The 11,104-nt window shown below is 69.8% G+C and carries 11 protein-coding genes; 4 read left to right on the top strand and 7 right to left on the bottom strand.

Going from position 1 to position 11,104, the window contains the following annotated elements; all coding sequences use genetic code 11:
* The 3 genes from VGD44_RS00425 to VGD44_RS00415 form a co-directional block, all read right to left on the bottom strand.
* A partial coding sequence (locus tag VGD44_RS00425; protein ID WP_331082718.1) for a DUF1254 domain-containing protein occupies positions 1-265 on the bottom strand: 265 nt, incomplete at its 3' end.
* Positions 262-1,350 (bottom strand): NAD(P)H-dependent flavin oxidoreductase, encoded by a 1,089-nt coding sequence (locus VGD44_RS00420; protein ID WP_331082716.1) that lies wholly within the window; start codon positions 1,348-1,350, stop codon positions 262-264. The genes VGD44_RS00425 and VGD44_RS00420, both read right to left, overlap by 4 nt.
* Positions 1,347-2,126 carry an RNA methyltransferase gene (locus VGD44_RS00415; RefSeq protein WP_331082714.1) on the bottom strand — a complete coding sequence of 260 codons (780 nt, stop codon included), beginning with the start codon at positions 2,124-2,126 and terminating at the stop codon, positions 1,347-1,349. The genes VGD44_RS00420 and VGD44_RS00415 overlap by 4 nt, the downstream gene beginning before the upstream one ends.
* On the opposite strand from VGD44_RS00415, the gene bla reads away from it, so the two are divergent.
* Positions 2,125-3,183, top strand: a complete 1,059-nt coding sequence (gene bla, locus VGD44_RS00410; protein WP_331082712.1) for a class A beta-lactamase — start codon at positions 2,125-2,127, stop codon at positions 3,181-3,183. The genes VGD44_RS00415 and bla overlap by 2 nt on opposite strands.
* 80 nt (positions 3,184-3,263) lie before the next feature.
* Entirely contained in the window at positions 3,264-4,481 is a 1,218-nt protein-coding gene (locus VGD44_RS00405; protein WP_331082710.1) for an NADP-dependent isocitrate dehydrogenase, read from the top strand.
* A 136-nt stretch (positions 4,482-4,617) separates the two neighbouring features.
* On the opposite strand, the gene VGD44_RS00400 is transcribed toward VGD44_RS00405, so the two are convergent.
* Positions 4,618-4,878: a hypothetical protein gene (locus VGD44_RS00400; RefSeq protein ID WP_331082708.1), complete on the bottom strand. Its 261-nt coding sequence runs from the start codon at positions 4,876-4,878 to the stop codon at positions 4,618-4,620.
* A 215-nt stretch (positions 4,879-5,093) separates the two neighbouring features.
* Here VGD44_RS00400 and VGD44_RS00395 point away from each other — a divergent pair, with 215 nt between their 5' ends.
* Both VGD44_RS00395 and VGD44_RS00390 read left to right on the top strand, forming a co-directional pair.
* Positions 5,094-5,471: a VOC family protein gene (locus VGD44_RS00395; protein ID WP_331082706.1), complete on the top strand. Its 378-nt coding sequence runs from the start codon at positions 5,094-5,096 to the stop codon at positions 5,469-5,471.
* Positions 5,472-5,597: 126 nt separating this feature from the next.
* Positions 5,598-6,575 carry a calcium-binding protein gene (locus tag VGD44_RS00390; RefSeq protein WP_331082704.1) on the top strand — a complete coding sequence of 326 codons (978 nt, stop codon included), beginning with the start codon at positions 5,598-5,600 and terminating at the stop codon, positions 6,573-6,575.
* Between the two features lie 80 nt (positions 6,576-6,655).
* Here VGD44_RS00390 and VGD44_RS00385 read toward each other — a convergent pair whose 3' ends face one another.
* The 3 genes from VGD44_RS00385 to alaS form a co-directional block, all read right to left on the bottom strand.
* Positions 6,656-7,270, bottom strand: a complete 615-nt coding sequence (locus VGD44_RS00385; protein ID WP_331082702.1) for a PEPxxWA-CTERM sorting domain-containing protein — start codon at positions 7,268-7,270, stop codon at positions 6,656-6,658.
* A 116-nt stretch (positions 7,271-7,386) separates the two neighbouring features.
* On the bottom strand, positions 7,387-8,052 hold the full coding sequence (locus tag VGD44_RS00380) for a hypothetical protein (RefSeq protein WP_331082700.1): 666 nt from the start codon (positions 8,050-8,052) through the stop codon (positions 7,387-7,389).
* A gap of 5 nt (positions 8,053-8,057) precedes the next feature.
* Positions 8,058-10,703, bottom strand: coding sequence for an alanine--tRNA ligase (gene alaS, locus VGD44_RS00375; RefSeq protein WP_331082698.1), 2,646 nt, complete (start codon positions 10,701-10,703; stop codon positions 8,058-8,060).
* Positions 10,704-11,104 lie beyond the last annotated feature (401 nt).

Here is an 11,104-nt window from a genome sequence, read left to right as displayed (position 1 = left end):
GCGCCAGCGAGAGATAGCGGTCGCCCGCGGCCGGCAAGGTGATCGTCACCGGCCCCGCCGACAGGTCGATGTGCGCGGTCGAATAGAGCGTGTCGGTGTTGGGCGTCGTGACCGCCCGGTGCTTCGGCGTCGCCAGGTTCCGCACGTGGGTGAAGGCGCCCATCTTCTGGCCCAGCGCCATCCCCCGCTGCCGGGTCGTCGCCACCTCGATCAGCGGCAGGGTGTAGATGTAGGCCGCCCTGGCCGCCGCCTTCAGATCCGTCACGTACGCTCCTGTGCTCGCCGGGTCCGCGCCGCGACGGCCTCGGCGGCTTCACCTGCCTCGGACCACCACCGCCGGACCATGTCCGCCGCCCGGCCGGGCTGCGCGAGCCTGACCGCCTGGCCGGCCCACAGCGAGATCAGCTCCGGGTCGTCGGCCTGGGCGGCGGCCGCGCGCAGCGGCTGGGTCAGCCTGTTCTGGACAGGATAGGCGGGAACCTCGCGCTCCACCCCATGCATCAGACGCATGAACCTGTTCTCGATTCCGCGGGCGTAGCGGCCGGTGAAGGCCCGGGTGAGCCGGGTCGGGTCGTCCGTGGCGTCGGTGACTGCGCGCCGCCAGGGCTTCGAGGTCACCGCCTCGTCCGCCAGCAGGAACGCCGTGCCCATCTGGGCCGCCGCCGCGCCCAACGCCAGCGCCGCCGCCACGCCGCGGCCGTCCATGATGCCGCCCGCGGCGATCACCGGCAGGTCCACCGCCGCGCGGATGGTCGCCACCAGCGCCAGCGTGCCGACAAGGCTATCGTCGACGTCGTCCAGGAAGTGGCCGCGGTGCCCACCGGCCTCGAACCCCTGCGCGCAGATCCCGTTGGCCCCGGCCTCGGCCCAGGCGCGCGCCTCGGTGACGGTCGTTGCCGTGCCGATCACATAAGTCCCGGCCGCCTGCAACGCCCGCACCTGCTCCGGTGTCAGCACATTGAACGTGAAGGACGCGGCCGGTGGCGCAGCTGCGATCAGGGCGTCCAGCTGCGCCTCGAAGTCCGGGGCGAACTGGTTTGGCGGGTCCGGCGGGGCAAGCCCCAGCTCGGCGTACCAGGGCGTCAGCCGGGCGATCGCCGCGTCCACCTCGCCCGGCGCGGGGTCGCCCTTCGGCGCCATCAGCAGGTTGACTACGAACGGCGCCGATGTCCGCCCACGGATCGACGCCACCATCGGCCCGATGTCCGCCGGGGCCAGCGTCCCCGCAGCCAGCCCGCCCAGGGCGCCGGCCTCGCTCACCGCCACGGCCAAGTCGTCCAGCGAGGCGCCAACCATCGGCGCCTGCACGATCGGGATCGGCAGCGCGTCAAGCAGGCCGGCGAGGCTCACGCGCCCTCGCCCTTCGTCTTGGCGATCTTCTCCAGCACCTTGCCGCGGCCGCGGGAGAGCGCCGTGACGACGCCACGCAGGGTGCGCACCTCCTGGTCGGTGAAGCGCGCCTTGCCCAGCGCCGAGCGCAGGTTCTGGATCATGTTCGGGGTCTTCTCCGGCGGGTGGAAGAAGCCGGCGGCGTCCAGCTCGCGCTCGAGGTGCTCGTAGAGGCCCAGCATCGCCTCGCCGGTGGCGGGGCCCGGCCCCGGCCGGAAGTTGGGCGGCGCGGCCTCAGTGACGGTCATCCGCCACTCGTAGGCGTTGATCGCCACCGCCTGGCCCAGGTTCAGCGACCGGAAGCGCGGATCGATCGGGATGGTCACCACCGCCTGGCAGAGCGCGATGTCGCTCGTCTCCAGCCCCGCCCGCTCGCCGCCGAACAGCAAGCCCAGGCGTTCGCCGCGCGCAGAGGCCTCCGACAGCTCGGCCGCCGCGCTCCGGGGCGTCAGCACCGGCAGGGTGAGCTCCCGCGGCCGCGCCGTGGTGGCGAACACCGTCTGCAGGTCGGCGATCGCCTCGGTCACCGTGTCGTAGACCCGCGCGGCGTTCAGCGGCCATTCGGCCCCCGACGCCAGCGCCCAGGCGCGCTCCTGCGGCCAGCCGTCCCGCGGGTTCACGAGTCTGAGTTCAGAAAGTCCGAAGTTGGCCATCACCCGCGCGACCGCGCCGATGTTCTCGGCGAGCTGTGGCGCGTTCAGGATTATGACAGGCGCCTGGGAGATAGCTTCGGACATGCCGCGTTTAGAGAAGCACTGCCTGCCGAAGGCAACCCTCAGCCGGCGCACCGTGCTGTCGGCAGCGTCCGCTGCCCTTCTCGGCGCCTGCGAGCCCCGCATGCCGGTGACCGTCTCGACGACGCCGAAACTGGACATCGACGGCCTGCAGCGCGCGGTGGACGGTATCGCCGCCGCGGCCCGGCCTGGCGTCCTGGGCGTGGGCCTGATGAACCTGGAGAGCGGCCAGGCCTTCCTGTTCAACGCCGACCGGCCGTTCCCCATGCAGAGCGTCTTCAAGCTGCCGCTCGCCGCGGTCGCGTTCGCCGAGATCGACGCGCACCGGCTGGCCGTCGCCGAGCCCCTCACGATCCTCGAGGAGCAACTCTCGCCGCAGCACTCACCCATCGCCCTCGCCTGGCCTGGCCGGCGCGACTACACGATCCAGGCGCTGCTCGAAGCGGTGCTGGTCGAGAGCGACAACACCGCCGCCGACGTCCTGATGAAGCGCATCGGCGGCCCGGGCGTCGTAACCGCCTGGCTCAACACGCGCCGCATCCTGGGCGTGCGGGTCGACCGCTACGAGCGCGAACTGGCGGCGGACGTCTACGGCATGCCCCCGTTCCGGCCTGCCTGGCGCGACCCGGTCGCCTTCGCCGCCGCGCGCGGCGCCGTGCCGCCGCAGGTCCGGCTGGCCGCCATGCGTCGCTACATGGCCGACCCGCGCGACACCGCCACGCCGCGCGGCATGCTGGAGTTCCTGCAGCGGCTGGACCGGCAGGAGCTGCTCTCCGCCGATTCGACTCGCCGCCTCCTGGCGCTGATGGGCCGCACGACTCGCGGGAACGGCCGGATTCGCGCCGGCCTGCCCGCCGACGCCTTCCTCGCGCACCGGCCGGGGACCTCGGGCGTCGACCAGGGTCTCTCCACCGCCCACAACGACGTCGGCGTCTTCACCCTGGCCGACAGGCGCTCGTATGCGCTCGCGGTGTTCCTCTCCGGGGCGACCCTGGATGACACCGGTCGCGACCGCGTGATCGCCCAGGTGGCGGCCGCTTGCGTGCGTGCCGTTGGATAGTTCCCCTGGGGAGCCTTTGCGTCGGCGTTTCCGGCGGCTATACGGCCTGAAACGCATTACGCCCGGAGCGCCCGCCCCTCATGGCCAAGATCAAAGTCGCCAACCCCGTCGTAGACCTCGACGGGGACGAGATGACCCGCATCATCTGGAAGCTGATCAAGGACAAGTTGATCCATCCCTTCCTCGACCTGCAGATCGAGTACTACGACCTCGGGATGGAGAATCGCGACGCCACCGACGACCAGGTGACGATCGACGCGGCCAACGCCATCAAGAAGCACGGGGTCGGCATCAAGTGCGCGACCATCACGCCCGATGAGGCGCGGGTGAAGGAATTCAACCTCAAGAAGATGTGGAAGTCGCCGAACGGCACCATCCGCAACATCCTCGACGGCGTGGTCTTCCGCGAGCCGATCATCTGCAAGAACGTGCCGCGGCTGATCCCGGGCTGGACCAAGCCGATCATCATCGGCCGCCACGCCTTCGGCGACCAGTACCGCGCCACCGACTTCGTGGTCCCCGGTCCGGGCAAGCTCACGGTCAAGTTCGAGGGCGACGACGGCAAGGTGATCGAGCACGAGGTCTACGACTTCAAGGGCCCCGGCGTCGCCATGACGATGTACAACGTCGAGGCTTCGATCCGCGACTTCGCCAAGGCCTGCTTCAACTACGCCCTGGCGCGGAAGTATCCGCTGTACCTCTCGACGAAGAACACAATCCTCAAGGCCTATGACGGGCGCTTCAAGGACATCTTCGAAGAGATCTACCAAGCCGAGTACGCCGAGAAGTTCAAGGCGGCGGGGCTGGTGTACGAGCACCGCCTGATCGACGACATGGTGGCTTCGTCGCTGAAGTGGAACGGCGACTTCATCTGGGCTTGCAAGAACTACGACGGCGACGTGCAGTCCGACCAGGTCGCGCAGGGCTTCGGCTCGCTGGGCCTGATGACCTCGGTGCTGATCACGCCGGACGGCAAGATCATGGAAGCCGAGGCCGCGCACGGCACGGTCACGCGCCATTTCCGCCAGCATCAGAAGGGCGAGAGCACGTCGACCAACTCGATCGCCTCGATCTTCGCCTGGACCCAGGGCCTGAAGCACCGCGCCAAGCTCGACGGCAACGCCGAGCTCGAGCACTTCTGCAACACCCTCGAGAAGGTCTGCGTGGCCACGGTCGAAAGCGGCTCGATGACCAAGGACCTGGCGCTGCTGGTGGGCGACACCCAGGGCTGGCTCACCACCGAGGGCTTCCTCGACAAGGTGGCGTCCAACCTCGAGAAGGCGCTGGTCGCCGCCTGACCACCGCTCATCCCGGCGAATGCCGGGACCCAGATCCCATGGCGCGAGGCTGAGTGATCAGCTTCGCGTTCTTGGAACCTGTCTCACTGCTATCCCATCTGGGTCCCGGCATTCGCCGGGATGAGCGGAGGGGATTTTAGCGGCCCTCGGTCCAGACGTTGAGCGGCTGCTTCTCCTCGTGGCGTACGAGGATGATGTAGCCGATCACGAAGGTGGCGAGCGCGGCCGCCGTGGCGCCCAGGAACCCTGCGGGCGAGGCGAACCACAGCGTCAGCCAGAAGATCGTGTTGCCGATCGCCAGCATGGACCAGCGAACAAGAACGCTGAACGCGTGGTAGGTGCGCTCGTGGTCGACGACGTCCTGGGTTTGGTCGCCGAAGTGACTGCGGTCATCCATATCGGACCTCTCAGAAGCCAGACCATTCGTCGCCTAGAAGTTTCAGACTCGGAACGACGAATGGTCTTCCTAAGGCCAGGTTGAGCACTCGACGGCCAGCCGTCGAATGCTCGGGCGTTCAACGAGCGGACACCCGCTCGGGCTCCCTGTCAATTCATGTTCTTGCTTTGTTCGTGAGTTGGGCTAGGTTGGCCGCGACGAGCGAGGAGCCTTCCATGACCATCGGATATGTGACCATCGGCGCCCACGACGTGGAGGCCGCCCTGCCCTTCTTCGACCAGGTGTTCGGCGCAATCGGCTACGAGCGCGGCGAGCCCGAGGGTGGCTGGGCCTTCTACGGCCCCAAGGGCGCGCCGTGCGTCGGCATCTGCAAGCCGCACGACGGGGCGGCGCCGCGGGCCGGCAACGGGATCATGATCGCCTTCAAGGCGACCGACCAGGAACAGGTCCGCGCGGCCCATGCCGCGGCGCTGGCCGCCGGCGGCAAGGACGAGGGCGGGCCCGGCTTCCGGCCGCCCGAGGGCGCGGAGTTCTACGGCGCCTACTTCCGCGATCCCGTCGGCAACAAGTACTGCGTCTACGCCACCACGTAGGCCGCGGCCCGCGCCGGCGCAACGCTTCGCCGGCCAAGCCGAAGGCGCCGATCCGTCATTCATGGCGCGTTCAGGCGCGGGGAGCGGTCCTGAGGGCGAGGGATGGTCACAGCATGAGGTCGACCGTTGGCCGTTCTGGAAATCAGCCCCTACCAGGGCTTCGACATGGCGCGGGGCCTCTTCCCCGCCGGTGACCTGATCGACGTCTTCGACACGCGCTCGTCGTTCCACAGCATCGCCTATGAGGACGAGTTCGGCGACTACGCCGAGGAGGACTTCTTCGGCTACGGCTTCACCTACAGCTGGACCGGCGAGCTCGTCGGGGGCGTCATCACCGACCAGGACCGCTACGTGGACGGCCTGCAGGTCTTCGCGCTGTCCGACGCGAGCATCTCGGTGGCCACCCAGCTCTGGTACGTGGACCGCGGCGACCTCGTGGGCGAGCTTGCCTATGTCTTCCGCGGCGACGACGACCTCGTCGGCAATCGCTACGACGATCGTCTGATCGGCATGGGCGGCCACGACGCCATCTGGGGTGGCGGCGGCGCCGACGATCTCTACGGCGAAGAGGGCGACGACTTCATCCGCGGCGAGGATGGCGACGACCTGATCGAGGGCGGATCGGGCCACGACGACCTGCATGGCAATATGGGCGTCGACCTGTTGTACGGCGGCTTGGGCGACGACTGGGTGGTCGGTGGCAAGGACGACGACCAGCTCTACGGCGAGTCCGGCGACGACCTCGTGCTTGGCAACCTCGGCCACGACGACCTCTCGGGCGGCGACGGTCGCGACGTGGTGCGCGGCGGTCAGGGCGACGACATCGTGCTGGGTGGCGCCGGCGATGACTGGCTGTCTGGCGACCGCGGCTCCGACACCCTCACGGGCGGGACGGGCGCCGACGTCTTCCACGTCTTCGGCGAGGCCGGCGAGGACCGGGTCACCGACTTCTTCGCCAGCGAAGGCGACCGGGTCTATGCGATCGGGACCTACAGCGTGGCGCAGTCCGGCTTCGACGTCGTGATCAGCGTCGACGGCGGCGCGCGGATGGTGCTGCTCGACACCCAACTCGCGAGCCTGCCGACGGGCTGGATCTTCAGCTAGCGATCCCGTCGGCAAGCTGACTGCGCAACGAAAACGGCCGAGGCGAGCCCCGGCCGTCCACATCGAACCGGGGGGGCGGCTTACGCCGCGAGTGCGCGCCGCATGCGCAGCGTCGCCCCGGCCATGCCGAAGCCGCCGATCATCAGCGCCCAGGACGCGGGCTCGGGCACGATGCTGTCGACGGTGATGGTGACCTTGGAGGTGGCGCTGTTGCCGAAGGTCACGCCGTGCAGGTTGCTGAAGGCCACGGTGAACTGCGAGCCGTTGGCCAGGGTGACCTGTTGCACGGGGTTGTCCCAGACCAGCGAGCCGGCCACGACGCCGGGGGTGAAGATGCCGCCCAGACGCAGGTAGGCGCCCGTGCCGCCGGTGCCCACCGGCGCCGAGTCGGGCGTCACGAAGGCCAGGATCGCCTCGACGCGCGCATCGGTGTCAAAGCCGAAGCCCTTCGACACGTAGAAGGTCACGAAGTCGAACGTCTTCGACGCGCCCTCCTGGATGGACACGTTCGCGAACGGGTCCAGCAGGTCGGCGGAGAGCTTGCAGCTGCCGAAGATACAGAAATCGGGCGTGTTCGAGACGACGTTGACCGCCGAGTTGGCGTCGTCGAAGTCGAACAGCATGGCGCCGGCGTTCGCCGCGGTCGCCGAGAGCATGGCGACGGCCATCGCCGCCGCAGAGAAGAGCTTGCGCATTGGAGTTCCCCCGACACAGGCCCCTGGCGGCCCGCGCATCAAAGAAAGTTAAGTTAAATTAGGAAATGTATGAGCCGCCGTACCCAGACAACTAGCTTCACCTCACGGGCGAGTTGCTAGCGGTCGGACGCCACCTGGAACGCGAGCGTTACGAGATCCGCCGCGACCTCGGCTGGGTGGCTGACCATCGCCAGGTGGTGCAGGTCGGCGCGCTCGACCGGCCAGCCGCGCGACTGGGCCCAGTCGGCCTGCGGAGCGTAGCGGCGGCTGAGCTGGAGGTAGGCCGCGGGCAGCCGCTCCCACCTGTCCGAGGCCGCCGGGACGGCGTCGAGGAAGGCGACCGCCGGTCGGGGCAGGTCCGCGCCAAAGGCCTCGCGCACCGCCGCGTCGGGCAGCAGTCGCGGCAGCGGGTCCTCATCAAACCAGCGGTTCCACGGCGCCAGGCGGCCGGATTCGGCGCGCGCGTCCAGCTGGGCGACGAAGGCCGGCTCCACGTCACGCAGGCTGCGCCCCGGATGCGGCCGCACGGCGTCCACGAAGATCAGGCCGGCGAGCCCTGACGCCACCTCCGCCAGGTCCGGAACGAAACCGCCGGCACCGCTGTGCAGGACCGCGATCCAGGGGCCCTCGCCCATCGCCGCGGCGATCCGGCGGGCGACCGCCTCGTAGCCGCCGTCGACGCCGCCGTAGTCCATGGCGACGGCCTCCGGCAGGCGCTCGGCGACCGGCCGCCACGCCGCGGGGCCCGTGAATGGGCTCGCGACGAGGGCCAGGCGCGCCACAGCCGCTAGCCCGCCAGCGCGGCCCTCACGGCCGCGAGGCCTTCCTCGGCCTTGGTCGCGTCGGGCGCGCCGCCCTGGGCGAAGTCCGGGCGTCCGCCGGCGCCCTGGCCGCCCATGGCCAGCACCGCGGCCTTGGCGAGGTCGGCGGCGTTGAAGCGGCCCTGGGCCGAGCCGGTGACCGCCACCGTCGCCGCCGCCTTGCCGTCGGCCGTGCCGATCAGGGCGATGACGCCGTCGGGCAGCTGCTTCTTGAACTCCTCGGCGATGGGCCGCAGGTCCTTGCCGCCGACGCCGTCCATGACGCGCGCCAGCACCTTGACCCCGCCGATCTCTTCCGGGCCCGCCGCCGCACCGCCGCCCCCACCCATGGCGAGCTGGCGCTTGGCCTCGGCGAGTTCCTTCTCGAGCTTGCGAGCCTGGGCCTGGAGGCCCTCGACGCGGGCCGCCACCTCGGCGACCGGCACCTTGAACTGCTCGGCCAGGCCGCGGGAGACCGCCGCCTGCTCCAGCAGCCAGCGCCGCGCGCTTTCGCCCGTCAGCGCCTCGATCCGGCGCACGCCGGCGGCGATGCCCTGCTCGGACACGATCTTGAAGAGCGCGATGTCGCCCGTACGCGCCACGTGCGTGCCGCCGCACAGTTCGACCGAGTAGGCGCCGTCCCCGCCCAGGGCCTGGCCCAGGGTGAGCACGCGCACGCTGTCGCCGTACTTTTCGCCGAACAGCGCCATCGCGCCGGCCTCGATGGCCTCCTGCGGCTTCATCAGGCGGGTGTCGGCCGCCAGGTTCTGGCGCACCACGGCGTTCACCTCGGCCTCGATGCGGTCGATCTCGTCTGGCGTCAGCGGCTGGCCGTGGCTGAAGTCGAAGCGGATCCGCTCGCCATCCACCATCTGGCCCTTCTGGGTCACGTGGCGGCCCAGCACGTTGCGCAACGCCGCGTGCAGCAGGTGGGTGGCCGAGTGGTTCGAGCGCGTGGTCGCCCGGTTCGCCGCGTCGACCGAGAGCTGCACCCGGGCGCCCGGGGTCAGCGCGCCTTCGAGGATCTCCAGGTCGTGGACGTGCAGGTCGCCGGCCTGTTTCTGGACGTCGGCGACGCGCGCGCGGCCGCCTTCCCAGGCGATCTCGCCCTTGTCGCCCGCCTGACCGCCGCTCTCGGCGTAGAACGGCGTGCGGTCGAACAGCGCCTGGACGCTCGCGCCGGTCGTGGCCCCGTCAACCTCGCGGCCGTCCTCGACCAGGGTCAGGAGCTCGCCCGTGCCTTCGGTCTCGTCGTAGCCGGTGAACACCGTCGGCCCCAGGCGGTCACGGATCGCGAACCACTCGGCGGCCGCGGCCACCTGGCCCGAGCCTTTCCAGGCGCCGCGCGCCATCTCACGCTGGCGGGCCATAGCCGTCTCGTACTCATCGAGGTTCACGGTCAGCCCCTTGGCGCGGACCGCGTCCTGGGTGAGGTCGAGCGGGAAGCCGTAGGTGTCATAGAGACGGAAGGCGGTTTCGCCGGACAGGACGTCGCCCTCGCCCAGGCCCGCCGTCGCCTCGTCCAGCAGCGCCAGGCCACGGCCCAGCGTGACGCGGAAGCGCTCCTCCTCCTGGCGCAGGGTATCGACGATGGCCGCCTCGGCGCGCTTCAGCTCGGGATAGGCGTCGCCCATCTCCTGCACCAGCGTCGGCGCCAGGCGGTGCATCAAGGGCTCCTCGGCGCCCAGCAGGTGCGCGTGGCGCATGGCGCGGCGCATGATCCGGCGCAGCACATAGCCGCGGCCCTCGTTCGACGGCATCACGCCGTCGGCGATCAGGAAGCTGGTCGAGCGCAGGTGGTCGGCGATCACCCGGTGCGACGGGCCGTTCGACGCGCCGCCGGCGCCCCCCACCAGCTCGCGGCTGGCCGCGATGATCGTGCGGAACAGGTCGACGTCGTAGTTGTCGTGCACGCCCTGGAGGACGGCCGCCACGCGCTCCAGGCCCGCGCCGGTGTCGATCGACGGCTTCGGCAGAGGCTCGCGCCGGCCGTCGGCGAACTGCTCGAACTGCATGAAGACGAGGTTCCAGATCTCGACGAACCGGTCGCCGTCCTCGTCCGGGCTGCCGGGCGGGCCACCGGCGATGTGCTCGCCGTGGTCGTAGAAGATCTCCGAGCACGGACCGCAGGGCCCGGTGTCGCCCATGGACCAGAAGTTGTCGCTGGTCGGGATGCGGATGATCTTGTGGTCCGGCAGCCCCGCGACCTTCTTCCAGAGATCGAAGGCCTCGTCGTCGGTGTGGTAGACGGTGATGGTCAGCTTCTCGGCCGGAAGCTTGAACTCCTTCGTCAGCAGTTCCCACGCGAGGACGATCGCGCGTTCCTTGAAGTAGTCGCCGAAGGAGAAATTCCCCAGCATCTCGAAGAAGGTGTGGTGGCGCGCGGTGTAGCCGACGTTGTCGAGGTCGTTGTGCTTGCCGCCGGCGCGGACCGACTTCTGAGACGACGCCGCGCGCGGCCAGGGCGGGGTCTCGGCGCCGGTGAAGTAGTTCTTGAACGGCACCATGCCGGCGTTGACGAACAAGAGCGTCGGGTCGTTCTGCGGCACGAGCGGAGCCGAGGCGACCACGGCGTGGTCGTTCCGCTGGAAGAAGTCCAGGAAGTGGGTCCGGATCTCGTTCAGGCTCGGCATCGGGTCTGCATTTTCGTCAAGCGGTGGAACAGGGTTCCCAGGTGGGAACCCGCGACCCTTTACGAAACCTCTGGCGCAACCGCCAAGGATAAAGGCGGCGGTCGGCGTGGATGCCGCGGCGAAGGTCCTCGTCCCAGCGGGCCGCAGGCGCAAGAAGAAGGGAAACACGGAAAACACAGAAAACACGGAAGGGCGCCCCGGGAAGCTGAGCAGCTCCGGGTTCCTTCTGTGCTTTCTGTGTTTTCCGTGGTTCCAAGATCGGCGCTGCGCGCCGTCAGCCGGTGTCGCGGTGGATGACGGGCGGCGAGGCGTCGTCGTCGTCCGCGTCGGCGTTCAGCTCGTCGAAGGTCGGGAACTCGACCCCGTCCGGCAGCGGCGGGGGCCTGGGCAGCTTGCGCCAG

The sequence above is a fragment of the Phenylobacterium sp. genome (genome assembly GCF_036402295.1).
GTDB lineage: Bacteria > Pseudomonadota > Alphaproteobacteria > Caulobacterales > Caulobacteraceae > Phenylobacterium.
Note: the sequence above shows the minus strand (reverse complement) of the source record. Positions and strands in the feature narration are given on the sequence as shown.